15 protein-coding genes are annotated in these 21,039 nt (G+C 60.2%); 7 read left to right on the top strand and 8 right to left on the bottom strand.

All coding sequences use genetic code 11. The features are described from left to right. Positions 1-8: 8 nt before the first annotated feature. The 4 genes from HF931_RS15015 to HF931_RS15000 all read left to right on the top strand — a co-directional run bounded on the left by HF931_RS15015 (position 9) and on the right by HF931_RS15000 (position 3,810). The gene (locus tag HF931_RS15015; RefSeq protein ID WP_273240825.1) at positions 9-1,739 is read left to right on the top strand and encodes an SUMF1/EgtB/PvdO family nonheme iron enzyme; all 1,731 of its coding nucleotides are present in this window, start codon (positions 9-11) and stop codon (positions 1,737-1,739) included. 3 nt (positions 1,740-1,742) lie between these two features. Next, positions 1,743-2,150: a hypothetical protein gene (locus HF931_RS15010; RefSeq protein ID WP_273240824.1), complete on the top strand. Its 408-nt coding sequence runs from the start codon at positions 1,743-1,745 to the stop codon at positions 2,148-2,150. Then, on the top strand, positions 2,147-3,523 hold the full coding sequence (locus HF931_RS15005; RefSeq protein ID WP_273240821.1) for a hypothetical protein: 1,377 nt from the start codon (positions 2,147-2,149) through the stop codon (positions 3,521-3,523). Before HF931_RS15010 ends, HF931_RS15005 begins: the two co-directional genes overlap by 4 nt. 80 nt (positions 3,524-3,603) lie before the next feature. Then, a complete protein-coding gene (locus HF931_RS15000; RefSeq protein WP_027836519.1) occupies positions 3,604-3,810 on the top strand; it encodes a DUF3126 family protein in 207 nt (68 codons plus the stop codon). A gap of 88 nt (positions 3,811-3,898) precedes the next feature. Here HF931_RS15000 and HF931_RS14995 read toward each other — a convergent pair whose 3' ends face one another. From HF931_RS14995 to xseA, 3 genes are all read right to left on the bottom strand, one after another. Next, positions 3,899-4,951, bottom strand: a complete 1,053-nt coding sequence (locus HF931_RS14995) for a glycerophosphodiester phosphodiesterase family protein (RefSeq protein ID WP_273240819.1) — start codon at positions 4,949-4,951, stop codon at positions 3,899-3,901. Between the two features lie 61 nt (positions 4,952-5,012). Continuing rightward, complete coding sequence (locus HF931_RS14990) at positions 5,013-7,448, bottom strand: TonB-dependent receptor (protein ID WP_273240817.1); 2,436 nt, start codon at positions 7,446-7,448, stop codon at positions 5,013-5,015. Positions 7,449-7,789: 341 nt separating this feature from the next. Next, positions 7,790-9,223 (bottom strand): exodeoxyribonuclease VII large subunit, encoded by a 1,434-nt coding sequence (xseA, locus tag HF931_RS14985; protein ID WP_273240815.1) that lies wholly within the window; start codon positions 9,221-9,223, stop codon positions 7,790-7,792. A 106-nt stretch (positions 9,224-9,329) separates the two neighbouring features. Here xseA and HF931_RS14980 point away from each other — a divergent pair, with 106 nt between their 5' ends. Further along, complete coding sequence (locus tag HF931_RS14980) at positions 9,330-10,358, top strand: sensor histidine kinase (RefSeq protein WP_273240813.1); 1,029 nt, start codon at positions 9,330-9,332, stop codon at positions 10,356-10,358. Here the strand turns inward: HF931_RS14980 and HF931_RS14975 are convergent. The 3 genes from HF931_RS14975 to HF931_RS14965 form a co-directional block, all read right to left on the bottom strand. Next, entirely contained in the window at positions 10,330-12,183 is a 1,854-nt protein-coding gene (locus HF931_RS14975) for a PAS domain S-box protein (RefSeq protein ID WP_273240811.1), read from the bottom strand. The two genes, HF931_RS14980 and HF931_RS14975, sit on opposite strands and share 29 nt — an antisense overlap. Positions 12,184-12,420: 237 nt before the next feature. Further along, positions 12,421-13,863: a pilus assembly protein gene (locus tag HF931_RS14970; RefSeq protein WP_273240809.1), complete on the bottom strand. Its 1,443-nt coding sequence runs from the start codon at positions 13,861-13,863 to the stop codon at positions 12,421-12,423. A 186-nt stretch (positions 13,864-14,049) separates the two neighbouring features. Further along, complete coding sequence (locus HF931_RS14965) at positions 14,050-14,736, bottom strand: hypothetical protein (protein ID WP_273240807.1); 687 nt, start codon at positions 14,734-14,736, stop codon at positions 14,050-14,052. A gap of 242 nt (positions 14,737-14,978) precedes the next feature. On the opposite strand from HF931_RS14965, the gene purD reads away from it, so the two are divergent. Both purD and HF931_RS14955 read left to right on the top strand, forming a co-directional pair. Next, on the top strand, positions 14,979-16,268 hold the full coding sequence (gene purD / locus HF931_RS14960; protein WP_273240805.1) for a phosphoribosylamine--glycine ligase: 1,290 nt from the start codon (positions 14,979-14,981) through the stop codon (positions 16,266-16,268). 97 nt (positions 16,269-16,365) lie between these two features. Continuing rightward, positions 16,366-17,805, top strand: coding sequence for an amidohydrolase family protein (locus HF931_RS14955; protein WP_273240804.1), 1,440 nt, complete (start codon positions 16,366-16,368; stop codon positions 17,803-17,805). 10 nt (positions 17,806-17,815) lie between these two features. Here HF931_RS14955 and HF931_RS14950 read toward each other — a convergent pair whose 3' ends face one another. Both HF931_RS14950 and HF931_RS14945 read right to left on the bottom strand, forming a co-directional pair. After that, on the bottom strand, positions 17,816-18,988 hold the full coding sequence (locus HF931_RS14950) for a PepSY-associated TM helix domain-containing protein (protein ID WP_273240803.1): 1,173 nt from the start codon (positions 18,986-18,988) through the stop codon (positions 17,816-17,818). Then, entirely contained in the window at positions 18,988-21,030 is a 2,043-nt protein-coding gene (locus HF931_RS14945; protein ID WP_273240802.1) for a TonB-dependent receptor domain-containing protein, read from the bottom strand. Before HF931_RS14945 ends, HF931_RS14950 begins: the two co-directional genes overlap by 1 nt. Positions 21,031-21,039: the final 9 nt, after the last annotated feature.

The following is a 21,039-nucleotide window of genomic DNA, read 5'->3' as shown; positions in this document are numbered from 1 at the left end:
CGCCCGCAATGCTTCGGACCGTAATTGCAGCCTTTCTATGCCTTATCCTGGCGCCCGTCGCATTGGCGGATAGTCAACAAGCACCGCGCTACGCGCTCGTGATTGGCAATTCCAGCTATCAGCAGACCGGTTGGCAACTGCCCAATCCGGCGCGGGATGCACGCCTGATGGCCGAAACACTCGGCAAGGTGGGCTTTACGGTAGACCTGGTCATAGATGGCACGGAAGACCAGATGGAACGGGCCTTTGCCGATCACGGCGCGCGTCTCAAGGCGGGCGGCTCCGATTCTGTTGGTCTGATCTATTACGCTGGGCACGGGGTTCAGTCGCAGGGCCTGAACTATCTGGTGCCGGTGGATGCAAACGCCCGTTCGGAACAGGATATCTGGCGACAGGCCCCGCGCCTCGGCGACGCGTTGCGCTATGTGGAGCATGCCGGGAATGCGGTGAATTTCGTCATTCTGGACGCCTGCCGCGACAATCCATTGCCAAGCGCAACGCGCAGTGCAGCAGGCGGGCTGGCCGAGGTGAAGCCGGCGCGCGGCCTGTTGATTTCATACTCCACCGCGCCGGGCTATGTCGCCTATGATGGCGAGGGCGAGAACTCGACCTTTGCGATGGCGCTGTCACAGACGATTGGCCAGCAGAACCTGATTGCCGAACAAGTCTTCAAGCGCGTGGCAGATCGGGTAAACCAGTCGACCAATGGGTTGCAGACACCCTTTTACAATTCCGGTCTGACAGGTGCGGATTTCTGCTTTGCCGGCTGTGATGGCGGCCCGGCGCCCCAGCCCGTGCCAACCAATACCAGCGCGCAATTGCCGGCCCATGGGGCACGCGGCTCAGCCGCCCGTAGCGCCGGTGACGTGGCCGAGGTGCCAAACGCCGTGAATGCCGCGCCCGGCTTCACCAGCGTGTCCACCTTGCTGCGCGGCGCGGCCTTTACCGCGGCTGATGCCGGTGGTGCCATCGCCGAACGCAAGTTTCGCGATTGCACAGACTGTCCGGAAATGGTCGCCATTCCGGGCGGAGAGTTCATGATGGGCTCCCCGGCAACCGAGAAAGAACGCAAGGATAATGAGGGCCCACAATGGCGCGCCACGATCAAGCCCTTTGCCGCGTCCGCAACTGAGATCAGCTGGGCCGATCTGACCGCCTGTGTCGAAGGCGGCGGCTGCGTTGGAAACGAAGCCGCGAATGAGACCCGCAGTGACCAATGGCAACAGCCGGGTCTGCCGGTGATCAATATCACCTGGGTTGAGGCAATGGCCTATGTCGATTGGCTGAATACTCGCGTCGATGGGGAGCCCTATCGCCTGCTGAGCGAAGCAGAATGGGAGTATGCCGCGCGCGCAGGCACCACGACTGCTTTCAACACCGGCGATACGCTGACGGACCAACAGGCGAACTTCAATGCCGGGCGGATCTACAATGACAGTCCGAAAGGCGTCTGGCCCCGCCGACCCATGCCGGTTGGCTATTATCCGCCGAATGCCTTCGGCCTGCATGAGATGCACGGCAATGTCGCCGAATGGACCGCTGATTGTAGCGTGCGCAGCTATCTTGGCCGGTTTGGTGAGGCGACGGTCTATGATGAGCGTGGCTGTCGCTCCCGTGCAGTCCGGGGCGGCAGTTGGGAGAAGGTGCCCTCCTATGTTCGGTCCGCAATCCGTGATGCATTTCCGGATACGGGCCGCGATGACGGGATCGGATTCCGGGTCGCACGGGACAGGGATTAACCGATGAAGACCATCAGCCCCCTGATTAGCCATCACCGGTCCGAGCTCAAGGCAGAAGCCAGATTGGACCGTCACTTGCTGACCGGGGCGATCTTCATGGCGGTCGTGTCGTTCAGCGTCTTCCTGTCGACCCTGCTTGGCAAATACCCTTTGCCCTTCGGCGCGGACGTATTCGCAGATAATCCGGAACGCATGATTGGCGCGTCAAATTTCTTCGTCGCGACCGCCATTGGCGCAGCGCTGCGCATCTGGCGAAAGCGGCAGATGCGGATCAAGCTGCTCGTGGCGGAGGCCTTCATTCGCGAAGGTGACGAGGACACCGGTTTGCGTCTGTTGCTGGAACCCGTCTTTGGTGAAACCGTCTGGGATGGCGCCGAAACGCCAATCCTCTCTGAAAGGAGCCGGGCATGAGCCTGCAATCAGAATCCGGAACTTCGCCGGTTACTTCGCTTGACCTGCTGCGCGAGTTGCAGGGAGAGCAGAAGGCTTTCCGCTTCCTGATCCGTGCCCTGGCGGTCTTGCTCGTCACGGCAGCGGTGATTGCTGTGGGCAGCGTAATCTATTTCTATGTCGCGCTTCAGGGGCTGAAATCGGAGTACGCCCATCAGGCGCGGTTGAACGAGATCAATCTCCGCATCGTCGCAGGAGAAGCCAGTCGACAGCGCGAGTCGACACAGGCTCAACTCGTCGCAATCCGCGAGGAAAATGAGTCGGCGCGCAGGCAGGCCGAGCTTTCAAGAGAATTGCAACAGGCCGGATCGGCGCGTCAGATCGCTGCCTACAAAGATCGCGCTGTGAACATTGCGCGCAGCCATGTGCTCGGCAAGACGATGAACGAGGTCACCTCGCAAGTGGTCAGCATGGTGCTCCGTGCGGATGAGGGGGATGTCCGCCTGCTGAGGGATGAGGAGCACCAGTTGCTGCAGGCCGCTCTGGATGATTGGGGCGGAGAAGTGGACTCCGCAAATGTACGCGCTGCGTTTGAACGTTTGATGGATGCAGAGGCCCTGTCGGATCAGGCAATGGGCGCTGCGGGGCTGGCCATGCTGGAGTACCGCGCAGCAGATGAGGCGTCACTGGTCTGGAGCCAGGGATGCTCCACCGTGGTGGACTATGTAAACCAGGCGACGGCGCGCGATCTTGACGCGCCGATGCTGCTGATCTGGAAGGGCCAGTGTCTGCGCAAGCGCGGCGACGCCTTGCTGGCCTATCGCGCTTTCAGCGAGGCGGCACATCTGATTGGGGCGGATTCCGAAGACATCACTCTGGAACAGGAACAGATGGCGCATCATGGCGTCGGCACAACACTGGTCGCGCTGGCGGCGCAGCGCGAACTGCCGGAAGGGCGCCTCTACGAAGAGGCGTTGCAGGAGGCCTTGTCAGAGCTGCGCATTGCAGCCCGCATCCGCGCTGAACGCGGCGCAACGCAGGTGGGCGTCGCCTATACGGAAGAGAATATCGGCTTCATTCACATACTGGACGAAGACTGGCCCACCGCGCTGGAACACACGCAACGGATTGATGATATTCTTCCGCTCGCCTGGAATTTGACGGTTCGCCACATCGCCGCCCGCGAGAATGAAGCGGCGCTGCGCCAAGCCGGGGCGAGCCAGGATGCGCTGGATTATATGGAAACGATTCAGGACGAAACGGCGATGGTGTTGTCGCTGATGGATTGCGACCAGATCGACAAGCCGGAATTGCAACGCCTGCTGCCGGCGCGTTTTGAGGAAACTGTGGAATCCCTGTCGGCGCATTGCGTTCTGGAGGCCGAGCGCAGCTGATTTGCAGGCTTTGCGGTTGCAACGCCAAGCAAAATCTCTAGGTTCGCCGCGAACACAAAGACCCAAGAGGAGCCCGACCCATGGAGCGCGAAGAAACGCTGCGCCTTGAAGCCTATCTCAAGGAAAAACTGCACCCGGGCCTTCGCCTGGTTGCGCGTGACAAGACCGATGATTCCGTTGAGTGCTATCTCGGCGCCGAATTCCTGGCCGTGGTCTACAAGGATGTGGACGAGGGCGAAACGTCCTACCAGTTCCAGATGACCGTGCTGTCGGAAGACATCAGCTAAGCAGATCTCGCCTCGACAGGCGGGTATGAAAAAGGCCGACGTTCCGTTCTGGAGCGTCGGCCTTTCGCTTTTTGAAAGCGCTGTCGTGCTATTCGTAATCCTTGCGAACAATCACGGCGGTTTCGGGATAGTCGGTCCAGATGCCGTCGACACCAGCTTCGATGAGGACTTTCAACTCCTCTTCAGCTGATGCGAATCCTTCTGCCGGTTCATCATCGCGCACCGTGTAGACATGCACGATCTTGCCGAGGGCGTGGGCGCGTTCAACGAAGTCTGTCGTCCCGCCTTCAGGGGTCAGGATCATTGCCTTGTGAGCGCCGACGCCTGCTGTCGGAATGTCTTCCAGATTCATGTCCAGGCCGAGCAGGGCCGCGTAGGGCGGGCCGACGAGGTTCTGTACGAGTGTCAGGTCGCTCTTAGCGGCGACCTTGGCGAGGAAGTCCGGCTCAAAGCACTGGATGAAGATCGGAATGCCCGCTTCGACGAGGCCGCGCTCTTCAATCGTGTTCAGGATCGGATCGACCATGTCGAGCCCGGCCGCAGAGAAATTGGAAGGCCATTTGGCCTCGATGTGCAGGCCGACCTTCCGGCCTTGCGCGGCATTCTCTTCAACCAGGTCGATGATCTCGTCAAACGTCGCAATCCGGAACTGGTCGTTATAGTCTTGCGGGCGGCCTTCAACGCGCTGGATGACATTCAGCGTCTTCAGCTCAGCGAGGGTGAAATCGTCAGACCACCAGTCTTCCTTGTCGCCCAGAGGCGTTTTACGCACGCTTTTGCGATCGGCGAATTCTTCATGATCGGCAATGTTTGTCGTGTCGGACAGGTAGCCATCATGGTTGGCAACGAGAACGCCATCCTTGGTCATCACCAGATCCGGTTCGATGAAGTCAGCCCCCTGATCGATGGCGACCTGATAGGCTTTCAGCGTGTGCTCGGGATAAAGGCCGCTTGCGCCGCGATGGGCGATGATGACAGGCGGCTCGCCCGTGAGGGTCTTTAGCGCGGTTTCGGTGTCGCTTGCGTCGGCCGGAGCTGCTTCTGCTGGCGCTTCAGCCGGGGCATCCACAGGCGCAATCGTTTCAGCCGCCGGATTGCAGGCAGCCAGCAACAGGCCGCCGAGGAGGAAATATTTCTTCATGGTTCATAGTCCTGTCTGGAGGATCGGGGCGAGCACGGGCCCGCCCCGGTATGTAGTCAGCCTAGAACTTGATATAGGCACCGGCTTTCAGCATCTGCGGCTTGCCGCGGATGATGGTATGCAGGCCAAAGGCACCGCCCGTGTTGCCCACGTCGATCAGGTATTCCTCATCGAAGATGTTTTCGCCCAGGAAGTAGACGCCCCACTGATCGTCTGCGCTGTCGAAGCCGATGCGGAGGTTGGCGATGCCATATGCGTCCTGTTCTTCCTCGACAAAGGTGCCGTCCGGATAGGCTTCACGAACGCGGATGAATCCACCATTTCCATTAGCGGCATAATTGTAGCCATTGTCATCTTCGAAATAGTGATGATCTTTCCAGACATAGCTCGGCACGATCGAGAAATCGCCGCGTTCGCCAGCCGGGATCGTGATGTCAGCCGCCAGCGAGAAGCTGTGCTCCGGGCTGATCCGGAAGCTGTTGCCAGCGAACTGGAGCGGGTTTCCGTTGTCGTCTTTGTCATCATATTCCGAATGCGTGTAGGCATATGTGCCGAGCAGGCGGATATTGTCCGTGACCAGGGCCTGACCATCGAATTCGAAGCCATACTGGGTGGCGTTACCGGAATTTTCGGTGATGAAGACGCCGTTGATCGGGTCAAAGCGCGTGGTCTGGAAGTCCTTGTACTCACCATAATAGACCGAGCTGGTCATCTGGACGCGATTATCCCAGAGACGGGCGAACACACCGGCCTCGACATTGTCCAGCGTTTCCGCGTCGATGACATCATAGCTTGCACCAGAAGCGGAGAGCACTTCCGGGCGACGGCCCCGGCCGTAGGCGACCCAGGTGTTCACATTGTCAGATACGCGATAGGCGGCATTCAGGCGCCATGTGAACGCACCATCCGTTTCTTCTGATCCGGTAGCCTTGTTGTTGAGGCGATCAGCGCTCAGCAGCAGGGAAGGCGCCAGGGTCACACCATTGAGGCCGCCGAGATACGGGTTGCTCTTGAGGACAGCTGCAACGGAGCTCGCCGCCAGGTCTTCCTTGGTGTAGCGAAGGCCACCTGTCAGTTCGAGGCGATCTGTCAGCTGATAGGTCACATCGCCGAACAGGTCATATGTGTCGCGTTCGTCGGTGGAGATTTGCTGTTCCAGATGCTCACCGTAAAGCGGTACCAGCGCGCCTTGCAGCAGGGCTGCCAGAGCAGAGTACTGAAGAGGCGTATCAAAGCTGCCGAAGTTTGCACCGCCCGGGATACCGGCCAGTGTCAGCGCGCCCTGAACCTGCTCAACGGTCAGGCCAGCGGCACCTGCGAGGCTCGGTGCAAACAGGGATTGAGCGTAAGCTTCATCCGTGGAGAAGCGCAGCTCATCCTTGCCGTTCACAGTGAAATAGTTTCCGCCGAAAAAGGCCGACAGCTTGCCACCGGCATCATAGTTCAGGCGCAATTCCTGGCTGAACGTATTGGCCTGGCGGCCCTGATAGAATTGAAGCAGGTTGAACTCGACACCATCAGAGTCCCACGCTTCATTCGAGAACAGGTTGCGATAGTCGGTGAGGGAGGTCAGCGACCAGTCATCGTTGAGGTCGTATTCGACGTTGGCGGTGACATAGAACAGCTCACGATCATTGCCGAGCTTGCTGCGGACCTGATCATCATTCACGTTCATGGCCGTTGCGCCGTATGGATCGACCTTCCCGTTTACCTCGAAGAAGCCGGACGTGAACTGGGTGCCGGTGGAATCATCGTCCTGATAGTTGACGAACAGGTCGGCGCGCAGCTGCGGGCTCGGCTCCCAGTGAAGGGCGGTGCGCAGGGCAAGCGTGTCCTGTCCCATCAGGTCCGGAGAGTTGGCGGTGTTCGGCACATAGCCGTCCATGTTCTTCAGCTGACCCGCAACGCGCAGGGCAAGCGTGTCATTGATGACGTAGTTGTAGTGGCCTTCCGCGCGGACGAAGCTGTAGTCACCGCCTTCGATGGAGGCTTTGCCGGAATTGCCGGACAGGGAGGCGCGGTTCTGGATGAAGTTCACGCCGCCAACCAGCGCGCCCTGGCCGAACAGAGTGGCTTGGGGGCCTTTGACAACCTCAACCCGCTCCATGTCATAGATGGCGAGATTGGTGGCAAACCCCACATTGCCGATCGCCACACCATTCTGGAACATGGCCACGCGGGGCGTACCACCATCCGACACCACACCGCGCAGGGAGTAGCTCGGCGCGTTGAGGCTTTGGGCCTGCACCTGCAGGCCGGGAACGAAGTTGCCAAGGTCTTCGAAATCATCGGCCGCGAGCAGGTCGATCAGGGCCTGGTCTGCCACAGACACGTTGATTGGAACGTCGATGAGCGCCTGTTGCTGCTTCTGTGTCGTCACGGTGACGACTTCCAGGTGACGAGCCTTTTCGGCGCTGGTTTCCTGTGCGTGAGCGGACAATTGTCCGGAGAGACCAAGAGCGGCAATTGCCGTCGCGGTAAGATAAGAGTGTTTCATGATTTGACCCGTTAACTAGGCGCACTGTGCGCAGTCGGGCGCTGCCTACTCAGCGGCTCAAACCGGCTCAAATCAAAGTTTTACAACAGAAAGTTCGAGAAGGTTTCAGTTTTGTGCGACGCACAAGCTTTGGACGAAATCATCACAAAACCTTATTGGAGATACACTTTTTGATACTGCGGAAAGGTATGCGGATGAACAAAATCAGACATTCGCTCGGGTGTCGAAATATCACTATTTTTTCGTATGTGCAGCACTGATTAAATAGCGAGCACTTTGTTGGAGATGTCTTGATGGACGTTCCGTAGGGGGAGGTCCGGTAAGCCCGGCCCTGATTCTGACTAGAAGAGGGAGCCCTGATCAGTCTTCGGCTTCGTTGGCTTTGCCGCTTTTGGAACTGGCGGCGCAGGCGGTGGCGAAGGCGGCGCGGCTCCGTCCGGGCGCGCCATGACATCGCCATCACCGAAGCTGACCTTGAAGCTGGGTGTGGAGGCGGCGGCCGTCGCGGAGCGAACAAGATTGCCATCGGTATCGCGCACGATGGCATAGCCGCGCTTCAGTGTTGACTGATAGGACAGTGTTTCCAGCAGTTTGCCTTGTGCGGCCAGCGTGTTCCGGCGGGCTTCGATCAGGCGGTTGAGCGCCGGGCGCGCGCGGACGGCTGTGTCACGCAGGCGCTGTTTCGAGGCCCGGATTTCGGCGTTGAGACTGGCCGGGCTGATCGCCAGCCGGGAGACCCGCAGGCGGGCTTTCTGAACGAGCGCGAGCGCCGCCTTGGGAAGGCTCGCGCTGGCATAGTCGAGCCGCTGGCGCTTGGCCTGCAGCAGGGATTCGGGGCGGGGCAGGCGCGCTGCCGCCAGCTTGTCGCGTGATTGGCCGGTGCGGCGGGCGAGCGCGCGCTTCAGGCGCTCGCCATGCTCTCCCGTCATCAGCAGCAATTCAGAGCGAACAGGCACAGCAATTTCTGCCGCTCCGGTCGGGGTCGGCGCGCGAGCGTCGGATACGTAATCGATGAGCGTTGTGTCAGTCTCATGCCCCACTGCAGAGATCAGCGGGATCTCGCTGTTGAAGGCCGCGCGAACGACGTTTTCCTCGTTGAATGGCCAGAGATCTTCGATCGAGCCACCCCCCCGCGCGACGATCAGCACGTCCGGACGGTCAGCGCCGGTCATGGCATTGAAGCCTTCGATCCCCGCTGTGATTTGTCCGGCAGCGCTGTCACCCTGAACCAGTGCTGGCCAGACAATGACGCGCACCGGAAACCGGTCGCGGATGCGGTGCAGGATATCCCGGATCACGGCCCCGGTCGGGCTGGTGACCACGCCAATCGTTCGGGGCAGGTAGGGCAGTTTCTTCTTGTGCTCGGGGGCGAACAGGCCTTCGGCGGCGAACTTTTTCTTCCGCTCCTCCAGCAGGGCCATCAGTGCGCCAGCGCCTGCCGGGCGCATGGAAGAGGCGATCATCTGGTAGTTGGATCGGCCCTCATAGATGGATAAACGGCCCGTCGCGATGACTTCGAGACCCTCTTCCGGCTTGAAGGGCAGGCGGTTGACCTGTCCCTTCCACATCACCGTATTCAGCACGGCCTTGTCGTCTTTCAGATCGCAATACATGTGACCGGACCGGGCAAGGGTGACGCGGCCCAATTCGCCGCGGACGACCACATGATCGTAATTGGTCTCAACCGTGCGCTTCAGGCTGGCGGCGAGGTCGGAAACCGACAGGGCGGCATCATTGGAGGGGGGGGGCGTATCAGACGGCATGATCACAGTCATATAGGGGATGCCGGGCAGGGCAAGTGTTCTTCAGGGGTGCAGATGTGGTCACTCACTGTTAACAGATTTGATGAAAGTTCGGGGTGTACGAGGTAAAAACATTCGCATGACACGTCACGATTCAATGCCGGACAGTTTTGGCGAAAAGCTGTTTCGGGATGTGGCCGACTCCTGGGCCATGCCCATGATGATTCTGAACAAGGATCTGCGCTTCGCCTACGCCAACGACGCATACATGACCGCCACAGAAACTGACTGGGAGCGTCTGGCGGGACAGTACATATTCGACATCTTCCCCGATGTGAGGGGCCGCCAGGAACCGGTGGAGGCGAAATTCCGGGAAGTCTTCAGCGGCAAACGTACGACGCTCGAAGCCCAGCCTTACGAACTTATCATGCCGGATGGCACAGTTGAGACTCGCGTCTGGCAGGCCGTTCAGGACCCTCACTATGATGAGGACGGCAATGTCACGCACATGATCCAGCGGGCGGAAGACATTACCACGCAAGTCGAGCTGAAGCGCCAGAACGACTATATGGAAAACGAACTGGCCCACCGCATCCGCAACATGTTTGCGGTAATCATGGCCACGTCCCGGATTTCAGGCGAAAGCGCAGACGACGTTGGCACGTATGTCAAGGATTTCAACGAGCGGCTGGCGTCCATGAGCCGGACCTATTTCGAGCTGAGCCGCCGGAATTGGCGCGGTCTCAGGCTGCGGGACATTCTGGAGAGCGAACTGATTGCGACCGTCGGACGGAATGCGAGCCGCTTCACACTGGATGGCCCAGATTTCCTGCTCACCGTGAAGGCGAGCAAGGATGCCGCGATGATTGCGCACGAGCTCGCAGCCAACGCGCGCAAGTTTGGATGTTTCTCCGTGCCCGGCGGCCATCTCCATCTCAGCTGGAAGCTGGAAGACAATATTGTGGTTTCCGTCTGGAAAGAAACGGGTGTGGGCCCGGTTCAGCCACCTGCCCGGACAGGTTTCGGAACGCAGATCTTCAAGATGTTCCCGCGCACGCGGGTTGAGCGTGAATATACGGATGACGGGCTGATCGTGACGATCCATACCCAATTGCTGCCCTCATCTTATGAGGACGCCGCTAACGAGTTTGCGGAGCCGTTTCAGTAAGCATGCGGGACAATTGGGTCAGCAGCTTGCTCGTGATGATTGGCTTTGACAGGAAAGGTGCCTGACTGAATTCCGCGCCGCTGGTTTCCGGCGTGTTGCCAGAGACGGTCACAAACGGAACGCCCTGTTGCAGCAGCCGTCCGGCCACAGGCGCGGAGGTTTCCCCTGCCAGATTGATGTCCAGCACGGCGCAGTCGCAAGGTGTCTCATCCAGCAACTGCATCGCCTCGAACACAGAGCCGACCGGCCCGATGACGGCATAACCGGCATCTTCCAGTGCGGCCGCCATGTCGATGGCGATGATCGCCTCATCCTCAACCACGAGCACCCGGCGATGGGCGCTCGGGGATTGCTGTGTCCCGGAAACGGGGGCCACGGATTGCGGATCAGGCGCCTCTGACTTTGACGGCTCTGGCACGAAGTCGGATTCAAAAACGCGGTCATCGACGCTGAAGAGGTGCCATTGCAGGCCCTCCGGCGGGAATTCCAGCTTCACGGGATAGCCGAATGCGATGCGCGTCATCTTTTCGATAACGGTTGAGCCAAATCCCCGGCGCTCAGGCGCTTCAACGGGGGGGCCGCCACTTTCGATCCAGTTGATCTCGAACCGGTTTACATCCTCATCCGTTCGGATGTTCCAGGTGATGTGCACCTGACCGGTATCATTGGACAATGCGCCATACTTGCCGGCATTGGTGGCCAGCTCATGCAGTGCCATGCCCAGCGATTGAGCCGCCGCCGAGGTGAGGCGGACATGCGGGCCATTCAGGATGATCCGGGTGCCAATGAAGTCTTCCAGATGGGCGAGCTGGGAGCTCATGATGTCTTCCACGCGCGCGCCGCGCCAGCCGGAGCTGACCAGCAAATCCTGGCTGGATGCCAGAGAGCGCATGCGCTCTGAGAAGCGGTCCAGGAAGTTTTCGCCGCTGGCCATCGTCTGGCGTGCGATTGCCTGAACCAGGGTCAGCATGTTCTTGGCGCGGTGGTTCACTTCACCCAGAAGGAGCTGAATACGCTCCTCGCGCTGTTTCTGGTCGGTCACATCCGTGTTGGTGCCGAACCACATGATGATGTTGCCGTCATCACCTCTGATCGGATGGGCGCGGGAAAGGAACCAGCGGAACTTTCCATCCTTGCCGCGCAAGGGGAATGTATCTTCCCAGACTTCGCCCCTCTTGAGGGAGCTGAGGAAATGCTCGGTCGCGCGCGCTTCATGTTCGGGATGGTGAACGGACTTCCAGCCATGCCCCAGCGTGGTCGATTCATCAGCGCCTGTGAATTCATACCAGCGCTTGTTGTACCAGAAGATCTGTCCTTCCGGATCGCACATCCAGGCAAGCTGGGGGATGTTGTCGGCCAGGGCCTTGAACTGGGTTTCGCTCTGCTCAAGCTTTTCGCGGCTTTCGAGCTCGGCGGACAGGTCCCTCACGATCTTTGAGGCACCGACGATCTTGCCGTTTGAATCATGGATGGGGGAGACGGTGACCATGATGTGCAAATCATGGCCGTCCTTGTGTCGGCGGACTGTCCTCAGATTCGTGACCGTCTTGTTCGCCTGAATCGCTGTGAGGATTTCATCCTCTTCCGTCTGCCTGTCTTCGGGGATCAGCAGGCGAATGGACTTGCCGATCACTTCCTGAGGGGCATAGCCGAACAGGCGTTCAGCCGCTGGGTTCCAGCTGGCGATGATGCCGTCTGTGGTCTTGGAAATGATGGCGTCGGTGGACGACGTGATGATGGCGCTAAGCCAGGAACTCTCGTCTGCCGACAAGGCAGGCGTGTTCGCAACCGGCGAGGGAGCGCTAGACAAAACATCCCGCTTCATGACGGGGCTCCCGATCAGGGTTTGTGCAGCGCCGAGCGCGCTGTTTTCAAACTGCATTATGACGGAAGTTCGGGGCCTGTCTACAATTCAGATCAATGTGAGCGAGTGCGCGCTGTCAATTTCGGCGCTCTTGCGCCGCGCCTGTGCGGGCCTGTCGCACAAGCGTCTGATTTCAATAGAGAAAATTTGATGTCGGAATTGGCACCGCCCCCGGGGGAGCGCTGCCTGATTTCCGGATTAGTAGCGGATGCGCAGGTCGGAGATCGACTGGGCGATCTTCGTATAGGCTTCCTTCAGCTCTTCGGAGCTGTCAGGGGTGAAGGTGAACTCCTCCCCGGAGGCGCAATAGGCCAGGATCTCGCGGCCGGCCCGCGGGGCGCTGAAGGCCACGGTATAGACCTTGATGCCCTGTTCCTTGATGCCGTCGCACATCTTCTTGGACTGGTCGAAGGAGTCGCCTTCAGAGGTGTTGTACTCCTGGTTGAACTCACCATCCGTCATGATGATCATGGCCTTGGCAGAGTCCGGCTCGTCGTACGGGTAGGGATCAGAGCCAGCCGGCCAGACCGTATCCCAATCCGGCGCGATCAGATACCAGCCCCAGGCGATGCCGAGGTGACCGGCCGTGCCGCCACTCGCGTTCAGATCGTCGATATAATCATACAGCTTGTCGCGGTTGGCCGTCATGGGTTGAGGGCCGATCGGGTTGCAGCTTTCCACCGTCCAGTACGGATTTCCGTAATAGTCAGTGTATGGGTCGCCGTCACGGTCGCGCTGGATGTAGGCCTCGGCCGCTTCGATCCACGCATACGGGCCGGGATCAGCATCCGTGAAGGCGTCGTCTCCAATTCGCTCTTTCACGCAAGTATTGTTGACGGTCTTCGTGGCTGTTTTTTCAACATCATCATAGATGGCTTCGTAGCCCCACCTGCGGCAGCTTCCATTACGGCGGTACCGGGTACAGACATATTCGTAGCCGACGAACTCGCGAGTTGTATAGGTCTCCGTGTAGATACGGATAGGCGTCTTGCCGGTAGCCTTGAGGAAATAGTCGCTGCCAGCATCGACCATCGAGGAATAGGACGCCATGCCGATGCGAACTTCGCCGGTCGTGCCGTCATCCTTGACGGGGATAAGCACATCAACTGCCGTTTCAGCGGCATCTTTCAGGGCGGTCATCTTGCTGCCGCCCATGGAGCCGGAGACGTCGAACACAAAGGCAATATCAACCTTGCCGATACCATAGGTCGATGCGGAAGTGACGCCAAAGGTCAGCTCTTTCGTGCCGGTGATCTGCATGATCGAGGTCGGCTGGTCACAGCGCACCGTAACGGAAATGTCCTGGGATTCGCTGGCAATGGTGGAGACGGGGTCAGCGCAATCTGTCGCCATGCCCTGAGCCTTCATCGCGGATTCGAAATAGTTCAGGATGTAGGCCTTGATCTGAGTGTCTGACTTGCCCTCCTGCATTTCCCGCGCGCCGGCGATCACCGCGCTGTCGAGAATATACTGCACACGGTTCTTCGCGGTGTTGACCTGTTGAAGGTCAATCGCAAATCCCATCAGCAGGAAAAGCGGAATGGTCAACAGCGCGAAAATGATCGCGACATTGCCTTCGGTTTCGTCTTTCAGACGGCGCAACGTTTTGAGCTGTGCTGCCGCAAAATTCAGGATAATCATGGTTCCCACCCCTGAGATAGCCTCACCTGGCCTTTTTAGGTTCACGCCGTACCATCGCAGATCGGGATAACTTCTCGGTAAAACCATGCCAGCCAAATGATCCGGCCCCGGAAAGGATATGTTAACCAGCACAGGCGGCGCGACAGCCGGTGGGCTTCGCGCGGAAAGGATGGATTTCAGGCGGGTTCAGGACGTGTCCGGAGCGTGCGCCATCATCGCAACAGCGTGCAGATCGCGGGCGCTTTCCTGTTGTAGATGCTTCAGTCTGCGCGACCTGAACACAGGTGGGCAGGCCGTGCGCAAGACGGGCGCGGCCGCACCGATCAGACGGCGCATCCGGGTTATATATTGGCCCGGATGGTCCAGTGCATGGTTAATCGCCCGCAGTCGGCGGATGAGAATTCCGCTAGGCAAAATGTCAGTCGGCAGCGCGGGATAATCCCGAAGGTCAACCGGTGCGGGCTCGTCCAGGAAGCGTATGCGCGGCCCGGTGCGGAACTGTTTCGGTGGGGGATTGGTCGCCTTGCGCGGCGTCGATTCCATCAGCCTGAAGCGCGGCTCTGACCCAAGGGCTTTGCCGGGCAGGACGTCCTGGTGCGGTTGGGGGCGTGTCGGCACCGAAACAATCCCGTTGAGCGAGCGTGATGGAAGGCCCCCCAGATCCTCGGCTTCGAGATAGAGCAGGCGGCGCAGGATGGCTTCCAGGAAGGTGACGAGGCCGCCAAGGCGCTCATGCTCTGCGCGGGTCAGGAAGGGCTTGGCCGGAACGGGCCAGAGGCCGAGCCCGGTCTGCGCCGACGAGGCGAGATAGCTGGCCACGGACCACCAGAACTCGATCAGGCCAAACAGGGAGGAGTCAGAACGCGCTTGCATGGCCCTGACCCTGACAGACGCCCTGCCGCGCCGGATTGGCAGCGGGAGCGCGCCAGGTGGGAGGGTATCAATACCTTGTAAATTAATATAATTTTTCGGGTGAGGGCACGAAATGGATGAGGATAGGGTTGCCACTTTCCCCATCTTGCTCTGCCAGCAAAGGCGGCGGTGGCGGGCGGTGTGAGCGGTCTGCGCCGCTGAGGGCTTGATTCCGGGGGCCAACCCGCGCAATGAGCGCGGCCATGAACATTCTTCTGATCGGATCGGGCGGGCGTGAACACGCCCTGGCGTGGAAAATGGCGCAATCGCCACTGGTGGACATGGTTCACTCGACACCGGGCAATCCCGGCATGGACGAGATCGGCCCCTGTTTCGATGTGGCTGTCACCGATATCGACAAGCTGGTGCAGCTGACGCTGCAGGTGGAGCCGGACCTTGTGGTCATCGGACCGGAAGCGCCACTGGCCGAGGGGCTTGCAGACATCTTGCGGGCGCGGGGCTTTGACGTGTTCGGGCCCAGCCAGCAAGCGGCGCAGCTGGAAAGCTCCAAGGCGTTCTCCAAGGCGCGTATGGTGCAATATGGCGTACCGACCGCGGCCTATGGCGAGTTTACCGATCCGGTGCTGGCGAAATCCTATCTGCGCACACTGGAAGCGCCCTATGTGCTGAAGGCCGATGGCCTGGCCGCGGGCAAGGGCGTGGTGATTGCCGAGACGCTGGAGCAGGCCGACGCCGAGATCGACGAGATGCTGTCCGGCAAGTTTGGCGATGCCTCCGCAACGCTGGTGATCGAGGAATTCATGCATGGCGAGGAAGCCAGCATCTTCGTGATCACCGATGGCGCCGGCGCGGTTTACCTGCCAGCGGCGCAGGATCACAAGCGCGCGGGCGATGGCGATACCGGGCCGAATACGGGCGGCATGGGCGCCTACGCCCCGGCGCCGGTGGTGACCGATGAAATTCTTGCCCGCGTGAAGGCAGAGATCGTGCAGCCCATGCTGAAAGGCATGAAGGCGGACGGCATGCCGTATCAGGGCGTTCTCTATGTCGGCATCATGGTGACTGAGTCCGGGCCGAAAGTCGTGGAGTTCAATGCGCGGTTCGGAGACCCTGAATGCCAGGTCCTGATGAAAGGCCTGAAGGGCGACATCGTGCCGGCAATCCTCGGCGCGGCGACGGGCGGCCTGGAGGGCAATGAAGAGGCCTTCGAAGCGCTGCTGGAGCTGGACGGGTTCGAGCCGACAGCAACGATTGTTCTGGCCACGGAAGGCTATCCGGGCAGCTATGCCAAGGGCTCCATCATTCGCGGCGTGAAACCGGCCAATGAATTGCCGGGCGTCACCGTGTTCCATGCGGGCACCGATATTGATGAAAGCGGCGCGCTGGTGGCCAATGGCGGGCGCGTGCTGAACGTCACGGCCAGTGGCGAAACGCTGAAAGAGGCCGTCGACCGCGCCTATGCCGGCGTCGAGCAGATTGACTGGCCTGAAGGCTTCTGCCGTCGCGACATTGGCTGGCGCGCGCTGAGCTAGCGCCGCTGGCTCAGACACCTCTTTCCATTGTCGGGCTGGTTCCAGCTTCCTGCGCGGTTATAGTCTGATCGACTCGCAGCCGGTCAGGGAGATGTATATGCGGCAATTCGGGATATGGGGCGGTGCGGCGCTCTGCGCACTGGTTGCGGCGTGTGCCTCGCCGGGGCCGGAGACGCAGCCCCTGCGAGGTGACCTGCTGGTTTCCAATGTTCGCGTGATCGATTTTTCAGGCGAGGCCCCTGAGGTGCGCGACAGTGCCTTCGTCCTGATTGGCGATGGCGGGGTTCTGGCCGTTGCGGAGACGCGGACGGGCCTGACCGCGACAGTGGAACAGGACGCCAGCGGGCTGACCATGATCCCCGGCCTGACCGACATGCATGTTCATGTCTGGGATGAGGCGGAGCTTGGGGCGTATCTCTCCTGGGGCGTAACGCGGGTGCGCAACATGTCAGGCCTGCCGTTTCACCTGACACTGGCCGAGCAGATCGAGGCAGGCGCCGTGATGGGGCCGCACCTTGTCACCACCGGGCCGATCCTGAACAGCGCCGGGCCGAATGCGCAGGTGAACCATCAATTGGTGGAGACGGCTGATGATGCGCGCGCCGCCATCGCATGGCAGGCCGAGCAGGGCTTCACGCGCCTGAAAGTGTATTCCAATCTCACCCGCGAGGCCTATGGCGCGGTGCGCGAAGAGGCGGACGCGCGCGGCTTCATCATCACCGGGCACACGCCCGAGGGGGTGCGCGGACCGGGCGTGCCGTTCGAAGCGCCATTCGACATTGCGTTCAGTGAAATCCTTGATGATGGCTTCGAAACGATCGAGCATGTGGAGTCGATTGTCTGGCACGGGTTGAGCGACCGGGAGGATGAGGTAGCCGCGCGGGCGCTGGCCGTACAGATCGCCGAGGCCGGTGTGCCGGTCACGCCGACGCTGCTGGCGTTTCACAATCTCTGGCGCGTGGCAGATACGCAAGGCGCGGCGCTGACCCGTCCGGAGACGGACTTATTGAATCCTCTGGTGCAGGCCACGGAAACCGACATGTACGAATACTGGTCGGGCGCGCCGGCCGGGCCGACAGCGGAGCGGGATGCGTTTCACCTGCGCATGACCAGATGGCTGCACGAGGCGGGCGTCACGCTGGTCGCGGGCAGCGATGCGGGGATCTTCACCAATGTGCCGGGCCTGTCCCTAGTCGAGGAATTGGAGCTGATGGTGGAGGCAGGGCTGTCCCCGTTTGAGGCCCTGAAGGCGGCGACGGATGCGCCCGCGCGGGTGCTGGAGCGTGAGGGGCTGGATGGCTGCGCGCGCGAAGGTTGCGCGGCGGATCTTGTGCTCTATGCCTGTGATCCGCTGGCGGATAGTTCCTGTTTGCACGCACCTGAGGCCCTGATCCGCGCAGGCGAGTGGCTGAACGCGGAAGACCTGATGGCCCTGCGCGACAGCGCCCGCCATCACAATCTGGAGCGCACACAGGAAAACGTGATCGGTGGCCTCGCCGCGCAGGGCGTGGACGTGTCGGCGCTGGGCATCAATTAGGCGTGCACGCCTAGCGCGGTGAGGATTTGGCGCGTCTGGCGCGGAATTTTTTCGCCCAGATCACGATGCCGGTGACGCATAGAAGCGTGACGAGGAAGCCTGAAGCAAAAATGATGATCCGCCCGATGGTGCCGAATGCCTTGCCGGAATGAAGGGGGTATTGCCAGGCGATGAACACATCTCCGGAAGATCCCTCCGTACTGTGACGGTCACTCAGGATGTCTCCAGACTCGCCGTCCACGACAATCATGCGACGGCCATATCCATCAATGTCTCGGGGGTCAAAGGCGCGCAATTCGTAAACGCCCAGCCGCGGATTGTAGCTGGCCATATCCACATCGGGATGCCCGGAATCGGATTGTACACGTGTGTGTGCCGCTGAGAAATCGAGAGCGGGTTCATAGAGCGCTGTTTCTCTCGCGGGCAACGAGAAAATGGCCCTCGGCGTAATCGGGGAGACGGCATCCACGGTGCGAACGAAGGGTTCGTACCAGGTGAGGTAGAGGCTTGAGACCGCGACGACCAGCGTGACCGGCCAGAACCAGAGCCCGCCCGCGCGGTGAAGATCGAAATTCACCTTGTGTGAGCCAGCGCCCCAGCGCACCTTGAAGCTGGCCATCCATTTCTTGACATTCGGGAATGAGAGGATGAGCGCGGCGACATGATCCAGAATCCAGAGCAGGGCGACAAGGCCGAGGAACCAGACCATCATCGGGCCAAGGTGAAGGTCCAGATGCAGCTCGTACAGGAAGTTCATCAGATATCGCGGGGACAGGCTGACCACGTCGTGCGCGCGCGTACCGAGCAATTCTGCTGTGTAAGGATCGATGTAGGCTTCCAGGTCGGTTGCGGTTGTTCCCGGTCGGGGGGACATGGATAGCCGGGCGCTGCGGGTTTCGGATTCCGGAAAGTCCACGAAGCGGACGAACTGGTCTGGAAAGGCAGCGTTTGCGGTGGCCTCCCATTCAGACACCGGCGCAAACGCGTTGCCCCGCTCAACCCGTTGCAGGTCTGGATTCATCCAGGTGTCGAGTTCGTCATAATAGACGATGGCCGACCCGGTAATTCCCATCAGCGCCAGCCACAGAGCCGCGAACAGGCCGAACCAGCGGTGCCAGAACACAAGAAGCGGCCGGACACGAAGGCCCGGCCGCTTGTGCTTGCGAGACACCGTTGGCGTCATCAGAAATCGTATCCGATGGTGATACGGATATCCTGACCTGCCTCGTAAACGCCGGCGACCCCTTCCCAACCGGGAATGTTGCCATAATCCGCGACGCTGGCATGGTCACGATACTGTTCATCGAACAGGTTCTGGACGCCAATGCTGAGGCGCAGGCCTTCGATCGCATCCGGACGCCAGTCGGCATAGATGTCGGTGACCGTATATCCGGGCTTGTCGACAGTCTGCAGGGAGTCAATCCAGCCGATTTCAACCCCGCGATACAGAACCGTGATATTGTCGAGCGCTTCAACCTTGCGGACGTTTAGGCCGAGGTCGAGCGAGGCGACCGGAGTCCAGGCAAGATTGAAATTCCACTGATCGCCGGACGCATTGGCCAGGCCGATTTCCTCATAGCCTTCCACGTCACGATCATTCAGTTCGGAATCGTAGGAGGTGTAGAACAGGTCAGCGCTCAGGCGTTTCCAGCTATAACCTGCCCGGAGTTCGACACCGGATGTCTCGAATTCGCCGACATTCTCATAATAGATCGAATCCTGCGGCGCCGCGCCGCCGCCGATCTGGTCCAGGATCACATCATCGATCTTCATGCTGAAGATTGAGGCCCCGACGCGCAGGCGGCCATTGTCATAGACGAGGCCTGCTTCGGTATTGTCCACGCGTTCTGCATCCAGATCAGGATCGATGCGCAGGCGTCCGGGGCGTTTCTCCAGTGTGAAGGCGTCGCCGACTTCCTTGCCCCGGAATGCCTGGCCGTGACCCACGGTCAGCGACAGGTCCGGGGTGAAATCGTAGCGCAGGCCGATGTTTCCGCTGAAGCCGTCGCTGGATGTGCTCTCATCATAGGTGACAAGATCCAGATCATAGGAATCGTAGCGACCGCCCAGGCTGAGCAGCAAGGCTTCGGTCAGCTGGAAGTGACCCTGGACATAGCCAGCCCAGAGAGCCCCTTCTTCTTCGAAGGCGCCGATTTCGGGATCCCAGGCCCAATATTGCCAGGTGGCGTCGTCGGCGAGGTATTCACTGGTGACGGTGTCGTTGCGGTGTTCAACACCATAGACGATGTCGTGCGCGCCAAAGCGGTGCGTGTTGCGCAGATCGAAGCCGAACGTCTCGATTTCCGCGCCGTAGAGGCCCCATCTGTCGAACCGGTCCTGGCGGAATTCGGACACTGTATAATAGGCTGTGGCGTCGAGGTTTACGGCGTCGCTGAGCGCATTGCGATAATTGGCGACGAGCGTCTCTCGTTCGGCTTCAGCCGGGAAGAAGGTGTCATCTTCCAGAGCCGGCCAGTTCGGACGGGCCCCGAATTCTCCTTCTTCATCACGCTTCTCATAGCTGAGGGAGACGTGATGATCGGGGGCGATTTCACCTGACAGTTTGACAAAACCGAGCATCTGCTCGCCGCCGGTGCCGAACAGCGTGTTCCCGTCGCCATCTTCCATGTTCTCCCGGTCGACATAGACGAGCGAGCTCAACACGTCCCAATTCTCGGCGAGTTTGCCATAGGCGGTCAGGCTGCCTTTGTAGCCATCATTGCTGAACCAGCCCGCCCGGACCATGCCGCCAAATGTCTGGCCATCATCCAGCAGGTCGCTGGCGCTTTTGGTACGGAAGCGGATGGCACCGCCGACTGCGCCAAAGCCAGAGGTTGCTTCACCGGCACCGGCCTGAAGCTCTACTTCCTTAAGCAGTTCCGGCTCGATCTGTACGCGTCCGATATGATGGAAGAGGGTGCCGGTTTGGGGCGCACCATCCACCGTCACGTTCAGCAGGGTGTCTTCAAGGCCGCGAACATAGACTTTCTGGGCGATGCCAAGAGAGCCACCAACGGAGACGGAGGGCGTCTGGCGGAAAATGTCGGCCAGATCATTGGCCTGAAACTGTTCAATCTGGTCAGAATCAATGAGGACGTTCGTCGTTTGCCCCACCACGACCACCGTATCTTCGACACGTTCGGCCTCATCATTCTGCTGCGCGGACGCGGCGCCGGAGGCCAGTGCGACCAGCGCCGCACCGCAAAACAACTTTTTGTTGAACATGTTTCCCTC

The organism is Hyphomonas atlantica corrig., assembly GCF_017795365.1.
GTDB classification, from domain to species: Bacteria; Pseudomonadota; Alphaproteobacteria; order Caulobacterales; family Hyphomonadaceae; genus Hyphomonas; species Hyphomonas atlantica.
Note: the sequence above shows the minus strand (reverse complement) of the source record. Positions and strands in the feature narration are given on the sequence as shown.